Below are 14114 nucleotides of genomic sequence, written 5' to 3' on the forward strand. Positions count from 1 at the left end.
GCGAACTTTTTTATTTATAAATCTCACGAAAAATCTTAGCGTACTTGGCGTAAAATCTCTGCGTGCTTTGCGTTAAAAAAACATTAGGCACACAGATTTAATGGATCATTTTTACACATCTGTATAAAAACCTTAGAACCTTAGCATCTCAAAACCTCAGAACCTTTAAAAAATATAATTTCAGAATAGTTAAATATAATTTAATTTCATTGATTATTATTAAATTTGAGTTAGTGTTTTAGTTTTTAAAATACTTGAATTCAGAACTTTATAAAACAACTCAAATAAAATACAATCATGATACATCAAATTGACACTACCGATAATATTGTAGCTTTTAGAGCTTTAGCAGAAGTAACAAAAGATGATTTTTTGACAGCAGTAATTCCTGCAGTTGAACATTTGGTTAAACAAACAAACGAAATCAATTTTTTGTTGGTCTTGGATACAGATATTGAGAATTTTACAACAGGAGCCTGGATTCAGGATGCTCTCTTAGGATTAAAACATCTCGGAAAGTGGAACAGGGCAGCAATTGTTACAGATACAGATGAAATAATATCGTTTACCAACGGATTTAGTGTTATAGTTCCAGGTGAATTTCGAGGCTATAAAAAGGTAGAGTTTAATAAAGCTTTAAATTGGGTAGAAGGAAACATTTCTTAAAATATTTCAAGGAGATAACAAAAAAGAGCATTCAAAACTGAATGCTCTTTTTTTATGAATTTATATTGATTATTAATGATTGTATTCGATACCGCTGCTTGATTTAGCATCGATTTTTTCTTTAGCTACTTCGCTGTATTTTTTATAACAAGCAGATGCTAAAATGGGTAAAGCGATACTTCCGACAACTGCACTGGCTTTTGGATGTCCTGTTTTTTTTAGCACTGCCGAAGCAACAAGAGCTCCAACACCCGCAAAAACCATTTGTTTTACAGAAAGATTAAGTGATTTCTTTGACTCAGGAGTGATTCCGTGTAATAATGGGTCTATGAAATTTAAATTGTCCATAATGTTAATTTATTTAGTTGTTAATTATTTTAATTCTTATTGTTTTTCTATTTCAGTTTCACTCTCGATTTTTTCGATTTCAACCTTTTCTTTTTTAATAGCCTGACGCAATAATGCAAAAAGACTCATATATACATTTGCTACAAAAACCAGAGAAAACCCTGCCAAAATATAGCCTCTCCAATCATTTAACAAAAGTTTATAATCACAAAGGATCAAAAAGCCGATTGTAACGTAGTGACTAAAGCAATATTCGCAAGTAAGCAGATAGAAAAATTTTCGTGACAATAAAAACCTGTCATTTTTGGAATGTCTGACACACCATTCGTGAGGCTCTCTAAAAATTTCTTCGTGCGTAACAGTCCAGCTAATGCAGGCAATAGGCACAGCTAAAACAAAAAGCCAAATAATTTGTGTTACAATTTCCATGTTCTAATTTCAGATTATTCTCTCGGATGATTTTCAGGATAATGTTCAGCATCAAAATCATCAAGTTCTTCGTCTTCATCTAAATCGCGGTCTTGATCATCATCTAAATCGGGATCATAATCTTCGTTGAGATCACTTTCGGTATCGTCGTTTGTAATGGCATCATCTTCATTTATCACTCTTTCCTGATTTGGAATATTCTCTGCTCTTACAGTTGAATTTTTTTCGAAATCTTGTTTCGGATGCGCTAAATCTTCAACAAATTCTTCCTGATATTGATAAGGATCTTCATCTCTTGCATAATTGTCGTTATCAATAAGAGTTTTTTGTTCATAATAGTCAGGGTCGCTTTCGCCAAATTCCTTGTGCTTTTTTAGTTCTTGTTTATATTCATCTTCAACAGAATATGTACCATCAACAAGAGTATTTTGATCTATATGATCCGGATCAAATTGTCCGTAATCATGTTCGTGACGCTTTTCCATAATCATGCTTTTTAAAGTTTGTATTTTTACAAATTTACCAAGCGATAACCTGTTTTTTCTTATAACAAAACTCATTATAGTTGCATAATTAACAGTTACTTAAATTGTAAGCGTTGTCAGAAATTATGTAAATGAATGACCGTTAAACATTCTAAATTTGATTACATAAAGTTAAGAAATTAAATGAAAATGAATATGACATCAGATAAAGTTACCGAATGTTGTCAAGCTTTAATAGAGCAAAATTTAACGATATCTTTTGCTGAAAGTGCTTCTGCAGGAAAAATGTGTTATGAATTTTCGACTGTTATGAATTCGGGGAAAATTTTAATGGGTGGAATTATTTGCTACCATTCTTCCATGAAAGAAGATTTATTGCAGATTCCGTGGGGAACAATTGAAAAATACAGTGCAGAATCTGCCGAAGTGACGCAACTTATGGCGCAGCATTTTTCACGATATATTCAGTCTGACATTTGCGTTGGTTTAACTGGTCTGACCACACCTGGCGGAAGTGAAAGTGAAGAAAAACCAGTAGGAACTATTTTTATTCATATCATTTTTCCAGATAAAGAAGTAGCCAAACGTTTTGAGTTTGAAGGAAATGCAGAAAGTATAATCGATCAGGCTATTAATGCTGTTGCTGAAATGATTTTACATAAAATTAAGTAGAAAAAATGTAAATTTATAGTTTTGTGTAATTAGACTTTAAGAGGTTATTTATGAAGAATTTATATCGTATTGGAGAATTAAAACCATTATCTAAAATTGAAATTGACGATTGCGAAAAACTTGGGTCTTTACCTGTTGATTATACAACGTTTTTATCAATTTACGGTACAGGTTCCATCAACGAGTTACTAATGGTTCAAAAACCTGATGAAGATTACATTAGATCTAATTTCGGTGATGATATGGATTTTTGGAATTTAACCGAAAAGGAAGAACAATTACTCCTCAATTCGCTTACCATTGCCACAACAATTGATGGCGATATCATTACTGCAATTGATGATATCGAAGATCCAATTGTGATTTTACCGCGACACTCAGATGAAATTGTTTATTTGGCGAATTTTGAGAAAGTAATCGACTATTATGATACTAAATATGATTTAAAAAATGATCTGTATTTTGATCCCAATCATAATTTTGAACAGGAATATATAAGTTTTGTGAAAGATGGTTTCTTAAATAAAGTTTTGTTTGATAGCATTCAATCCACTTTTTTAAATACAATTTCTTTTGATAAATTGTATAATGCAGAACTTCAGCCTAAGTATATAATTCAAAAAATAGGAGGATGGGTGTATTTTGACAATATTGGAAAAAGTGCTGTTAGAGTCAAATATCAAAAACAGTTTAAAGAAGAAGCAGATAAAATTATAAAGTTATTTCAATTCTAATTATGAATGACTCATTGATAAATGCAATTATTTATAAAATAAAAAAAGCCGTAAAGTTTAATTCTTTGCAGCTTTTAATTTTAGTTAAATTTGCATCTCAGGAATTGAAATGATTTTTTATGAAACCCCTCAATAATTTTAGTGTTAGAACGTACGCAATCTGCGAACAAAACGATAAAATCTTAGCACTTTACGAATATCACAAAGGAAAAATTTACTGCAAACTTCCAGGTGGCGGTGTCGAATTTGGAGAAGGAATATTAGACTGTCTTTACAGAGAATTTTTAGAAGAACTGAATGTCAAAATCGAAATTGTTGAACATTTATATACACAAGAACATTTCGTCGAATCAATTGTGGATGACGGAAGACAATTGCTTTTGATTTATTATATAGTCAAAATTAACAACATCGAAGAAATGGCCATCAGTACTCCTGATATTGAAAGATTTGAATGGATTGATGTAAACGAAAATCCTTTTGTACTTCCAATTGATAAAATAGCTTTGGCCAAATATAGAGAAAGAATCAAAGTTTAAAGTAAATATTCATTTTCTTTAGGAACAATTCGTCCGTAAAATCAGAATCAGGCAGTTTTTTTACGTTCCGCAGGAACGTTTGATTAAAGACATAGAAATTTTAATCAAACGTCCTTAAAGAACTATTTTGTAATTAGGACTTTTTAATATAAATCGAACCATTCTTAATGGTCTTTTTATCCAGTTTTCCTTCTTTATGTAATTTTTCCAGAATATCTTTTGCCTGTGTATTCGAAATGTCTAAAATCACTGCATATTCTTTAGGAGCCAACGTTGGAAAAACATCAAATAAAGCCAACGCATTTGTATTTGGAATACTTGTCTTTTTAGCATCTGGGAAAATGGCTAACAATGCATTTTCATAAGAAGCATAAGGTTTTGAACCGTAAACAGTCAATTGATTGTTGTTTCCATCGGAGAAAAACAAAGTTGGAAATCCTCTCACTCCAAGTGATTTTCCAAGTTTTAAATCTTCCTCGAAAAGTTTTTTAGCATCACCATCATAATCGATTTTTAGTTTCTTAACATCTAAATCTGCCAGTTTTGCTGCTTCGGCTATATTTTCCCATTTCGCAATATTCTTTTTATCTAAATACAAACCTTCTCTCAGGATTCGCATAAATTTTACTGCTTTTTCTTTACTCTGAATCTGTGCGGCTTTCATAGCAATACAAGAAGGATAAGACGAATCCAATGGATCTTCAATCCAAACATTACCATCAATTGGCATTTCGTAATAGAGACTTGCTTCATCCCAATGATGTGCTACATCAGATGGTTTGCTGATGCCGCCACTATTATAACTCCAATTAGGTAATAAACCGCCCATTCGATAATCGATTTCAAAATAATCGCCGTATTCCAGTTTTAATTTTCTAAGTTGAGGTTCAATTCCCCAGCACGAAGAACAGATTGGATCTGTGTAATAAATGATTTTAACCACTTTATTTTCTGTTGGAATAGAGACCTTTTCATTTGATTTTTCGCCAACTGGCATTTCGCACATTCCCGTTTCAGGATCGCATAATAACGGATTTGTTGTATTCTCGCTCATTTTTGAATTAGTTTGTGACTGACAGCTCGCGCTGCAAATCAGGATTAATAACAACGACAGTATTTTCATGAAAATGTTTTTTAAAATTTACTCTCGGATTTTTATTTTACAAAGGTCATTCGAATTTCTACGTGAGTCAATTAGTCAAAAAAACATGACTAGATATAATTCTAATTTTAAGGAATCATCATTTTATTCAAAAATCAGACGGATGAATCATAAAGTAATTGCAATCTTACAAAGATTTCCGTATTTTCACATTTTTGTAAAATATATATGCCGAAGTTATGATTGATATTGAGAAGAAAGAAGATATTCTGATTCCGTTTAACCAAATCGGAGACGAGAATTGGGAGACAAATACTCGAAAAATTATTGAAGCCATTGCTGATAATTTTGGAGACGATTTAAAAAAGCCTGTTTCAAAAGAAGAGATTCTGGCTCTTGAAACAAAATTAGGAACTACCTTACCAGAAAATCTAAAATTATTTTACGAAACATTCGGAATTGCTGACATCGGCGAACAACTTCAAGAGTTTGCAGAAGTAGACTGGATTAAAGACATCTGGGCAGATGCGCCGCAATATGGTCCTGATTTTTCAGATGAGGACAAAGTAGTTTTGCCGTATTTGATTTCTTTCAGCGATTATTTGGGTAATGGCAATATGTTTTGTTTTCACAGCGAGACAAAAGAAATCTATTATTACGATCACGATGAAACGCCTTATCTGACCCAAATGTTTAATTCTGTTGATGATTATCTGAAAGGCTGTTTAATTTTTGCGCAAGCCGATTTGGCTCCAGATAACAAAGCAGACCATTGGACAGAAGAAATCGTGATGGAACTTCTAGGAGAAAAAACAGTTAAAAAATGGAGATATTAATTTTCTAAAATAGAGAAAAAAGAATTTTAATGAATTATATAAACAAGATAAAACGTCTTTACAAACTGTCTGAAACAGAGAATTACGGATTTTCTAAAGAAGATATGATTGCTCTTGAAAAACAATTAGAGGTAAAATTACCTTTGAAATTTAAGGAGTATTATGAGGAATTAGGGAAAGAAGAAAACGTAAATTATGTTTATAACCGCCTTTTAAAACCTTATGATGAAATTGAATTTTCAGACGATGATTTTTTAGTTTTTTATGAAGAAAACCAAAATGTAGTGATTTGGGGAATCAAAAAGGAAGATTTAGCGAAAGATAATCCTCCCGTTTATGGCAATTATGATACGATTGAAAAGTCAGATTGGGAATTGGAAACCCAGACAACAGAAGACTTCTTTTTAATGATGGCTATTTATAATGGAACTTTTGGAGGACTACAATACAACGGAAATTTTATTGGAAAAATAAATACCGAAATGGTAGAACAAGTTCAAGAAAAATGGACTTTAATTCCTGAAATCAGTAGAGACAATCAAAAAATATATACTGACGATTTTTATGATGTAATTAGTTTATCATTCGATAAAAATAACAATTGTACGGCTGCTTTTATTGGAAGCAGCGATCAAGAACGTTTTGATGCAATTTTGGATGTAATAGACATTGATTGGTCTTATCTTTCATACGATGATGAAGAATATGATGAAGACGAGGAAGATGAAGATTAATTCAATTAAAAACAAATAATTATGTGGTTTGATAAATTTGAGTTTTTCGACAAACAGCCAGGATTAACAGAACCGATTCCAGAAGATTTATTTACAAAACCGTATTCAGAAACAGAATTAGAGACATTAAACAATATCAGAAAATTATATCCTGAGGGAACGGCTCCGGATATTGTGGAGATTCCAAAACAGATTATAATTCCCGAAGAATATGTCGAACTTTTAAAATATTCAAATGGAGGCGGGATTATAAATGGTGAACGTGAATTTGGATATTTTTCGATGACAGACATTCGTGAAATGTATATCGCTTATGGTTTTCCGTTTTGGGCGCCAGATTTTCTTCCTGTTGCTTTAAACGGCGGAGGAAAGTTTTATGTGTACGATTTTAGAAAAGAAAAAACACTTCAAATTCTTGTCGTTTCTTCAGGAAATATAGGTTACGAAGATGACTGCTGGGGATTTCTCGGAAATACATTAAAAGAGGTTTTAAATAATACAAACAATATTGAAGATGTGCTGGATTAACTAGTTCAGCCGTAAAAGAATAAAAAATGAGAGAATTAAACTATTTAGTAAAAATAGAAGGGAATGAAGCGCTTTTAGAGAAATTCATTGAAGCGATTAATAATGACACCATTAAAATAGGCGAAGATTATCCAAATCCGTATGTATTGGATTCGGGTGAACGATTCTTAGGCAGTTCTGTAATAAAATACTTTTTTCAGACACGACAATTTTCAAAAGTACTGTATGTTGATTTTTTTGAAAAATTAAGAAAACTGAGCAGTTTTAAAGAAATCAGTTATACCATTGGAGAATGGATCAAGGAGCATGTCACGAACAAGTTTTTTGATGTAAAAAAAGAACATTGGGAAGAAATTATAACCAAAAAAACAAACTCAGAAACCTCGATATCTGAAGAAGAAAAAGAGATTTTATCGTTTGTTTGTTATGTAGCAGTTTGTCATATAAAATACGGAGCAAGTTACGAATCTGTTACCGCAAACCGATATTTTGACATGGTAACCGAATTAGGTTCTAATGAAGTAGCAGAATTAAAGAAAAACGGAACAGGAGAACTTCCAAAAGAATTTACCGAATACAAAGACAGTGATTTAACCGCCAAAGCCAATGATGTTTTTGCTACGATCGAGATAAAATTGGCAAATGATAACGAAGAAAGTTATGGAAAAGCTTTAACTTTTATCAATAAAGTATTGCAGACGGATTTTCCGAAAAGTTTCGAAATTAATTTTTCTTCCGAAGGAAAAGAACTGTTGCCAATAAAAGGACTTCCAGAATGCGGACAGAATTACCTTTTTGCTGGAGCAGTAAAATATCCAAATCTTCATAAAAGCATTTTAGAATATATTCATCTTGCTAAAAAAGAATACCAATGGTACAAAAATCTTGAAGATGAAAATTGTGCTATGCCTTCGACTTTTGCTGTTTTCGCTTTAGGATTACAAGATGAAAAATATTTTGAGACTTTGATTGATTATTATCAAACAGTAGATGAAGAACATCAATCTGTTCAAGAGAAATTTACACCTGTGTTTTTGGAAAAATTTGGTATCAACGAAAAATCGATTAAAGTTTATATACATGCAATTTCATCGATGCAGGAACATCTGCATGATAAAGTATTTGTTTCTTATTTCTCCAATGAAAAAAGTTTGAAATTACTGTTAGAAAGCAAGGAAAATTTTGCAAAGTACTATTTTACCAAAGAAGATTTAAAAGAGTTTTCAGATGGAGATACCGACGTTCAGGAAATGGTAGATTGTTATTGGGCAAGTGTCATGTACACAACGTTTGGGCAAAATAAAGGTTTTGCTAAAATTAGGGAAACGCTTAGTGATGAAGAAAGAACAATTTTTGAAAAATTACAACAGAAAGAATAAAACTAGTGTAACCAAAACTGGAAGAAAATGAATAAAGATACTGAATGGAAAAAGGTTAGAATTGTACAGCTTCCAAAGTTTGGAAACCCTGGAAACAGAGAAGATGACGAACGTTACTATTCTCTCGATGGGAAAAATGTTTTCTGTGATGATTATGTGATTAAAGGGGCCGATTTTGAAAGTTTTGTTTATTGTCTTGGTTTTGCAAAAGACAAAAATAGTTGTTACCGAAGATCTCAAAAATATAAAGAAGCCGATCCAGAAACATTTGAAGTTCTCAATTTTCATTTTGCAAAAGACAAAAATCATATTTATTCTTTGGATGGAATAGCCAAAAAAGTCGATCACGAAACTTTTGAAACATTAGATTCAGGCTATAAAATGGACCATTTCGGTAAGAAATCTGCAACAGTATCATTCAGTAGTGATAAATCGGGAATTTGGTGGATGGATTATTATTCACTAAAACCCGTTTTAATAAAAGGAACTAATAAAAATACCTTTCAGCGAATAGACGATTCTTTTTCGAAAGATGATAAATACGTGTATTATATTGGCGCTCGTTTACCAAAAGCAAATCCGCTTACATGGAAAAGACTGCACGAAGAAACTTATTTTTCACAGGATCAAAACAGAATCTATTTTACGCAGAATCTCTTAGAAAATACTGATCCTGAAACTTTCGAAATTATATCAATTCCTGAATTAGGAACAAAGCCTTATGCAAAAGACAAAAATTCAGGATACATCTGTCACAATACCGTTTCGCATAAAGAGCTCAAAGAAACAATTGATGAAGAATTGAAATATATTACTGATATTAAAAAAGGATAAACATGCTGATTTTAAAAACTGTAAACGATATAAAAAATAATCTTTTATCAAATAAACAATCAATTAGGAATTTTCCAAAATCGGTTTCTTTTCCGTTTGATGAATTGTATCGAGAAATTGCTACTCAAATAAAAACGGTTGAGATTTCATCAGAATGCGTTTTGTTCGATAGTGTTGAAGCGTATAATGAAACAAAAGAATTTTCAAATTCCGATTATTGGTTAGAAAATTCGAAAGAGATAATTGGAGACTTCTGGTTTTTTGCTCAAAATGGACAAGGTGATCTTTGGTTATTTGACAATGAAAACAAAGTCTATTTCTACGATCATAATCAGGAAGAAATGGGACGAGAAAATTTTACAGATTTAGGATTGAATTTTGAAAAATGGCTTCAATTCGCTTATCTCAATAAACAACTCGACGAAATCTATGAAACCGAAAATGAAATAGCAGAGAAGATAAAAACAGAATACAAAGAAAGATTACAGGAAATAAGTAGTCTTTTATTGAGCAATCATCCTTTTGAGATTTAAGATTTATTGAAATATTTCATAGGTATCAAATCATATTCATTTAAATAAAAAATAAAACCAAATGAAACAGGAAACATTTGACATTATTGAATTACGTCCCGGAACAAAACACTATTATGGTGATAGTATAGAAATGCCGGATATATTATTGGAGGACGGATTATTGGTAAAAGCTAGCACAATCGATATTCCGCTTGGACATTCTCGTTATGGCGGACCCATTGCCGATTTGCCAAAAGATTTTTCCTATCCAGATGATTTGCGTTTTGCTGGTCAGTTGGATTTAAAACAAATTGCACCGCATGACAAATCGGAACTTTTGCCAAAAACAGGACATCTTTTCTTTTTTGCTGATATTATAGAGGATAGAGGTTTGGTCGTTTATGCAGATATTGAGAACAGTGAATTGGTAAGAGTAGTAAAAGACCACGATGATAATTTTTTTGAAGGTGTATTAATAAAAGAAGTTTTTGCAAATACTGAAAAAATTTCAAGCCGTTACCGTGATCCAGAAGATGAATATGAGGAAGATGATGCCAACGAAGATGGACTTTTATGGGATTTCTTTGCAGGAAGCGAGACTTCCAAAATCTTCGGAATTTTTACACATTGCCAGTGGCAGGAAGCTGAGATTTTAGAAATTGCAAATTCCAACAAATTGGTGCTTTTACAGATTGGAGAAAACGGATTTAATGATGAAGGCGTTTTTAGTGTTTTAATTGACAAAGACGATTTGAAAGCATTGGATTTTACTAACTGTGAATTTCATTGGGGACAATCATAATAATCCATTAAATGAAAATTTTAGTATTATAAAAACAATGAAAAAAGGCTATTTAATTGTCGTAATCTTATTGTGTTTTGCAAGTATGCCGATAACTGCTCAGACGAAAAAAGGAATGTTGTATACATTAAAATATGAAAATCAGGATTGTTCGTACGAGATATTGCTAAATGACGTACCTGTAGCGACTAACTTTGGTTTAAGCAGTGGATTTTCTTTGAAAAAAGAATTGAATCAATACATTCTAAAATCAGGAAAACAAGAAATTACTATTAGAATTTATCCACAAAAGAAAACTGAAACTTCTTTTGAGGCAACTGTGAGTAAGACGGCAAAAGTAAAAATTAGCATCAAAAAGAATACAGAACCTTTATCACTACTGGATATTGCAAATGCAAGAGATAAAGGCATTCAAACCGAGTGGGATGTTGTATCGTTTGAGACGCCAAAAATAGAATCTGATGGCTCGTTTTATGAATTTAAAACCTCTTTTAATGTCAATGATAAAGACATTACCTGGAAAATAAAAGGTTGGATTGAAAGCAAAGATTTAAGAAACGAAACTGATTTAAGAAAACAAGTAGATGCTTTTTATGAAAATTTCAAAAACATTTTAGCATCAAAAAAACAGGAAGAATATCTTAAATTATTAAAAACGAGTTTACATGAAGAAGCATTGTCGAAACCGTGGTTTGGAGTAAATTTTGAAAAAGATTTGTCTAATGAAATATTAAAATATGCAAACGACGAACGAAACTTTATTTATCCTTGCGAAAATGCTGAATTGAAATTTTATGCAAATGGAAAAATTGTAACCTTGATTTGTAAGGACATAACAATTTTTGGTTATTCTCCATTAATTTCAAAGACTGCAAAAAATGCAATGCCAAAAGTGCACACTATTTATTTGCATAAGCCTAAAAACTCTGATGAATTGGAGATAATAAGATAAAATATGTAATATGATAAAAGATTTAGGACACGGTTACAAAATCATTGATAACAAATTTATTTTGTGTTACGATAGCGAAGTGTTTAAAAAGTTTTATAAAACAATAGATTTTGAAACTTTTAAAATCGCTGCAACAAACGAAGAGCACGACAGAGATGGTTTTGCTTCAACAATTTATTTTACAGATAAAAACCATGTTTATATTCAAAGTGCTTTTACCAGTTTTACGATTATTGAAGAGGCAAAACCAGACGATTTTAAAGTAGTAGATAGTAAAAAAGGATATGCTTTTTCTAACGGAAATTATTTCCGCCACGATGATAAAATGCCTTTTGATTTGAGTAAAGGAAAACGTCTTAATGAGTATCATATTCAAGTAGAAGACCAATTATACTTTGGAGATGTTAGGCTGATCGAAAATGTCGATTTGGAATCTTTTGTGATTCCGTATCCAGAATTAATTGAGAATTTGGCTCAGGATAAAGACCACGTTTTCTTTAAAGGGAAAATAGTTCCAGAAGCAAATCCAAAGACGTTTAAAGTTTTGGAAGGATGTTTAGATGGAACTTATTATCTGGAATGCGATAATGCTTTTTATGCAAAAGATGATCGATACGCATATTTTATCAGAACAATCAACGATGAGGTAAAAGTGATTAAAACTAAAAGTTTAAACGATTTTCATTTTAAAGTTATTGATGAAAGAGGTTATGCTTTCGACAAAGAATACAGTTATTATATGGGCAAACGAACCAAACTATAAAGATTATGGCAATACATAAATTTAATGAAGTTTTAAACGATCTAATGGATTATTTTATTCTAGGAGATGTCGATTGTTTAATGCAATATAAAATAGAAAATGATTTGCCTGATGATCTTCTGACGGAATTCACAACAGAAGAAACAGGGGATCAGGTGGTAGAAGAGGGCGTAATTGTGCCCATGATCGGAATAGTAAATTATCCGTATACTGTTTATTTTAATCTTTCAGATGATGTTCCCGAATTATTAAAACCAGGTAATGAACTCCAGCACAAACGCGATGGGTATTGCCTGACGGTTGTAAACGGTAGGATTTATTTATACACGATTCCGTATTTAAAAGATTTTACAAAAGAGAAAATCGATTTGCTGAAAAAATACAAACACGCAACGATAGAGCTTCCAAATGGTTTTTACAGCGTTTCTATCTTAGCTGGTTTAACCAAACAAACGTTGGAAATCAAAACAGAATCTGGAGAAATAGAAGAGGTAGAAGACATGGAACCTACTTTTGAATTTCTTATAAAACCATCAGCAGAAAAACCAGATTTCACCGCTGATTTTACATATCCGTTTAGAATAGAATTTTAAGGTATGAAATTGCGAAGTGAAATAGAGCCTCAATTTGATGTAGCAGAAAAACGGTATTCCGAAGTTCTAAAACTAATTTTGGATTATACCGATTTTTGTGATGAAAATGGGGATGAAGAGAATTTGGAATATCAAAAGCTAGAAGATAAACTGCATCGGATTTCAGGAAAAGAAATGTCCCGGTTTAATCTCTGGGAATGGTGGGAAGCTGATGGCGCTGAAAATTTAGCATTTGACATCGTTTTACCAGATCCTATAGTGGTGGAGAATATTACAAAAAATGAATTATATGAAGTAGTCAGAAGATTGAAAACCTTTGAAGAACCCGATGAAAACGCTTCTGATTTTGTTGCGATGTTTTATATGAGAACAGTTTACAGCAATAGTTATTTCGAGAAATGGCTAAAAATCAATTTCAAGACGTTTAAGCATAATTTATTCCAAAGAAATAAAGATAAAAACGGAGGTTATTTTGAGTATTCAATAGAAGAAACTGTAGTAACTCTTTGGAATAATGGTAATTATAAAATAAAATGAATAAAGAAATACAAATAGAAGAACTCAATAATAACACTTTTTTCTGGAAATATTATTTCTGCTGGTCAAGAGGTTACGATGAAAAAGAAGAAATAAATATTGATGAGGTTTTAGAAGTTGTAGAGACAAATGAAGAAGAAGCTTACACTTGGGAAAGAACATTTTTTAACGAGGAAGATATCGAAGAAAACCCAAGATACGTAACAGGAAAAATTAATGATCATTTAAATTTTGCAGTTGAGTTTGCCGAATATGAAATCAACTTTTTCTTAAATGATATTTATATTGGCAATTTAGGAGGTCATTTTGAAGCTTGGTTTTTTACTTTAGATGAATTATTGGCTTTAGAAAAATATCCAAACCTATTTCTTCTTTTTTTACCAATGACAGGAATTACAGAAGATCAAAGAGATATTTTGAAGCCAATTATAGCAAAACACTTCAACTCGATTCCGTTGTTCGAAATGCATTCAGAATATATTGCAAATTGCATTTTAAATGGTTTAATGATGGAATCTCCATTTCAGAAAACAGTCGAAATTGGTTTAACCAACAATCAAAATCATAGCATCAGAAATATAACAGATTATGCACGTTATAAAGAAGATGTAATAACACTAAATAAAATTCTTACTACGCTGGAATAACTGATTTTTAAAATTATTA

The 14114-nt window shown here is 31.5% G+C and carries 20 protein-coding genes; 16 read left to right on the forward strand and 4 right to left on the reverse strand.

What is annotated here, in order from left to right; all coding sequences use genetic code 11:
* Positions 1 to 297: 297 nt before the first annotated feature.
* Complete coding sequence (locus NQQ59_RS13905) at positions 298 to 666, forward strand: SpoIIAA family protein (protein WP_144219498.1); 369 nt, start codon at positions 298 to 300, stop codon at positions 664 to 666.
* A 72-nt stretch (positions 667 to 738) separates the two neighbouring features.
* On the opposite strand, the gene NQQ59_RS13910 is transcribed toward NQQ59_RS13905, so the two are convergent.
* Genes NQQ59_RS13910 through NQQ59_RS13920 form a run of 3 tightly spaced genes read right to left on the reverse strand, consistent with a single transcriptional unit; the run spans position 739 to position 1928 of the window.
* Entirely contained in the window at positions 739 to 1014 is a 276-nt protein-coding gene (locus NQQ59_RS13910) for a PrgI family protein (protein WP_144219499.1), read from the reverse strand.
* Positions 1015 to 1050: 36 nt separating this feature from the next.
* The gene (locus tag NQQ59_RS13915) at positions 1051 to 1443 is read right to left on the reverse strand and encodes a hypothetical protein (protein ID WP_144219500.1); all 393 of its coding nucleotides are present in this window, start codon (positions 1441 to 1443) and stop codon (positions 1051 to 1053) included.
* Positions 1444 to 1457: 14 nt separating this feature from the next.
* On the reverse strand, positions 1458 to 1928 hold the full coding sequence (locus tag NQQ59_RS13920) for a hypothetical protein (protein ID WP_144219501.1): 471 nt from the start codon (positions 1926 to 1928) through the stop codon (positions 1458 to 1460).
* A gap of 195 nt (positions 1929 to 2123) precedes the next feature.
* Here NQQ59_RS13920 and NQQ59_RS13925 point away from each other — a divergent pair, with 195 nt between their 5' ends.
* From NQQ59_RS13925 to NQQ59_RS13935, 3 genes are all read left to right on the forward strand, one after another.
* A complete protein-coding gene (locus NQQ59_RS13925; RefSeq protein ID WP_144219502.1) occupies positions 2124 to 2600 on the forward strand; it encodes a CinA family protein in 477 nt (158 codons plus the stop codon).
* Between the two features lie 50 nt (positions 2601 to 2650).
* Complete coding sequence (locus NQQ59_RS13930; RefSeq protein ID WP_144219503.1) at positions 2651 to 3334, forward strand: SMI1/KNR4 family protein; 684 nt, start codon at positions 2651 to 2653, stop codon at positions 3332 to 3334.
* A 119-nt stretch (positions 3335 to 3453) separates the two neighbouring features.
* Entirely contained in the window at positions 3454 to 3873 is a 420-nt protein-coding gene (locus NQQ59_RS13935; protein WP_144219504.1) for an NUDIX domain-containing protein, read from the forward strand.
* A 133-nt stretch (positions 3874 to 4006) separates the two neighbouring features.
* On the opposite strand, the gene NQQ59_RS13940 is transcribed toward NQQ59_RS13935, so the two are convergent.
* Positions 4007 to 4927: a DsbA family protein gene (locus NQQ59_RS13940; protein WP_144219505.1), complete on the reverse strand. Its 921-nt coding sequence runs from the start codon at positions 4925 to 4927 to the stop codon at positions 4007 to 4009.
* A 287-nt stretch (positions 4928 to 5214) separates the two neighbouring features.
* On the opposite strand from NQQ59_RS13940, the gene NQQ59_RS13945 reads away from it, so the two are divergent.
* The 12 genes from NQQ59_RS13945 to NQQ59_RS14000 all read left to right on the forward strand — a co-directional run bounded on the left by NQQ59_RS13945 (position 5215) and on the right by NQQ59_RS14000 (position 14095).
* Positions 5215 to 5811, forward strand: coding sequence for an SMI1/KNR4 family protein (locus tag NQQ59_RS13945; RefSeq protein WP_144219506.1), 597 nt, complete (start codon positions 5215 to 5217; stop codon positions 5809 to 5811).
* Between the two features lie 29 nt (positions 5812 to 5840).
* Entirely contained in the window at positions 5841 to 6545 is a 705-nt protein-coding gene (locus NQQ59_RS13950) for an SMI1/KNR4 family protein (RefSeq protein WP_144219507.1), read from the forward strand.
* Between the two features lie 21 nt (positions 6546 to 6566).
* On the forward strand, positions 6567 to 7073 hold the full coding sequence (locus tag NQQ59_RS13955) for an SMI1/KNR4 family protein (protein WP_144219508.1): 507 nt from the start codon (positions 6567 to 6569) through the stop codon (positions 7071 to 7073).
* Between the two features lie 26 nt (positions 7074 to 7099).
* Positions 7100 to 8452, forward strand: coding sequence for a DUF6138 family protein (locus NQQ59_RS13960; protein WP_144219509.1), 1353 nt, complete (start codon positions 7100 to 7102; stop codon positions 8450 to 8452).
* A 27-nt stretch (positions 8453 to 8479) separates the two neighbouring features.
* The gene (locus NQQ59_RS13965) at positions 8480 to 9286 is read left to right on the forward strand and encodes a DKNYY domain-containing protein (protein WP_144219510.1); all 807 of its coding nucleotides are present in this window, start codon (positions 8480 to 8482) and stop codon (positions 9284 to 9286) included.
* A gap of 2 nt (positions 9287 to 9288) precedes the next feature.
* Complete coding sequence (locus tag NQQ59_RS13970; RefSeq protein ID WP_144219511.1) at positions 9289 to 9819, forward strand: hypothetical protein; 531 nt, start codon at positions 9289 to 9291, stop codon at positions 9817 to 9819.
* 61 nt (positions 9820 to 9880) lie between these two features.
* On the forward strand, positions 9881 to 10603 hold the full coding sequence (locus tag NQQ59_RS13975; protein ID WP_144219512.1) for a DUF1963 domain-containing protein: 723 nt from the start codon (positions 9881 to 9883) through the stop codon (positions 10601 to 10603).
* A 37-nt stretch (positions 10604 to 10640) separates the two neighbouring features.
* Positions 10641 to 11555, forward strand: coding sequence for a hypothetical protein (locus NQQ59_RS13980; RefSeq protein ID WP_144219513.1), 915 nt, complete (start codon positions 10641 to 10643; stop codon positions 11553 to 11555).
* Between the two features lie 10 nt (positions 11556 to 11565).
* A complete protein-coding gene (locus NQQ59_RS13985; protein ID WP_144219514.1) occupies positions 11566 to 12318 on the forward strand; it encodes a DKNYY domain-containing protein in 753 nt (250 codons plus the stop codon).
* A gap of 5 nt (positions 12319 to 12323) precedes the next feature.
* Entirely contained in the window at positions 12324 to 12911 is a 588-nt protein-coding gene (locus NQQ59_RS13990; RefSeq protein ID WP_144219515.1) for a hypothetical protein, read from the forward strand.
* A gap of 3 nt (positions 12912 to 12914) precedes the next feature.
* Complete coding sequence (locus tag NQQ59_RS13995) at positions 12915 to 13448, forward strand: hypothetical protein (RefSeq protein WP_144219516.1); 534 nt, start codon at positions 12915 to 12917, stop codon at positions 13446 to 13448.
* The gene (locus NQQ59_RS14000; protein ID WP_144219517.1) at positions 13445 to 14095 is read left to right on the forward strand and encodes an Imm19 family immunity protein; all 651 of its coding nucleotides are present in this window, start codon (positions 13445 to 13447) and stop codon (positions 14093 to 14095) included. Before NQQ59_RS13995 ends, NQQ59_RS14000 begins: the two co-directional genes overlap by 4 nt.
* The last annotated feature ends 19 nt before the right edge of the window (positions 14096 to 14114 follow it).

This window comes from Flavobacterium panacis (assembly GCF_024649945.1).
GTDB lineage: Bacteria > Bacteroidota > Bacteroidia > Flavobacteriales > Flavobacteriaceae > Flavobacterium > Flavobacterium panacis.

Coding starts and splice junctions, on each gene's coding strand:
- NQQ59_RS13935 (WP_144219504.1), top strand. CDS start 3,454: ATGAAACCCCTCAATAATTTTAGTGTTAGAACGTACGCAATCTGCGAA.
- NQQ59_RS13975 (WP_144219512.1), top strand. CDS start 9,881: ATGAAACAGGAAACATTTGACATTATTGAATTACGTCCCGGAACAAAA.
- NQQ59_RS14000 (WP_144219517.1), top strand. CDS start 13,445: ATGAATAAAGAAATACAAATAGAAGAACTCAATAATAACACTTTTTTC.
- NQQ59_RS13980 (WP_144219513.1), top strand. CDS start 10,641: ATGAAAAAAGGCTATTTAATTGTCGTAATCTTATTGTGTTTTGCAAGT.
- NQQ59_RS13960 (WP_144219509.1), top strand. CDS start 7,100: ATGAGAGAATTAAACTATTTAGTAAAAATAGAAGGGAATGAAGCGCTT.
- NQQ59_RS13915 (WP_144219500.1), bottom strand. CDS start 1,443: ATGGAAATTGTAACACAAATTATTTGGCTTTTTGTTTTAGCTGTGCCT.
- NQQ59_RS13920 (WP_144219501.1), bottom strand. CDS start 1,928: ATGGAAAAGCGTCACGAACATGATTACGGACAATTTGATCCGGATCAT.
- NQQ59_RS13995 (WP_144219516.1), top strand. CDS start 12,915: ATGAAATTGCGAAGTGAAATAGAGCCTCAATTTGATGTAGCAGAAAAA.
- NQQ59_RS13925 (WP_144219502.1), top strand. CDS start 2,124: ATGACATCAGATAAAGTTACCGAATGTTGTCAAGCTTTAATAGAGCAA.
- NQQ59_RS13985 (WP_144219514.1), top strand. CDS start 11,566: ATGATAAAAGATTTAGGACACGGTTACAAAATCATTGATAACAAATTT.
- NQQ59_RS13910 (WP_144219499.1), bottom strand. CDS start 1,014: ATGGACAATTTAAATTTCATAGACCCATTATTACACGGAATCACTCCT.
- NQQ59_RS13940 (WP_144219505.1), bottom strand. CDS start 4,927: ATGAGCGAGAATACAACAAATCCGTTATTATGCGATCCTGAAACGGGA.
- NQQ59_RS13945 (WP_144219506.1), top strand. CDS start 5,215: ATGATTGATATTGAGAAGAAAGAAGATATTCTGATTCCGTTTAACCAA.
- NQQ59_RS13965 (WP_144219510.1), top strand. CDS start 8,480: ATGAATAAAGATACTGAATGGAAAAAGGTTAGAATTGTACAGCTTCCA.
- NQQ59_RS13950 (WP_144219507.1), top strand. CDS start 5,841: ATGAATTATATAAACAAGATAAAACGTCTTTACAAACTGTCTGAAACA.
- NQQ59_RS13955 (WP_144219508.1), top strand. CDS start 6,567: ATGTGGTTTGATAAATTTGAGTTTTTCGACAAACAGCCAGGATTAACA.
- NQQ59_RS13905 (WP_144219498.1), top strand. CDS start 298: ATGATACATCAAATTGACACTACCGATAATATTGTAGCTTTTAGAGCT.
- NQQ59_RS13990 (WP_144219515.1), top strand. CDS start 12,324: ATGGCAATACATAAATTTAATGAAGTTTTAAACGATCTAATGGATTAT.
- NQQ59_RS13970 (WP_144219511.1), top strand. CDS start 9,289: ATGCTGATTTTAAAAACTGTAAACGATATAAAAAATAATCTTTTATCA.
- NQQ59_RS13930 (WP_144219503.1), top strand. CDS start 2,651: ATGAAGAATTTATATCGTATTGGAGAATTAAAACCATTATCTAAAATT.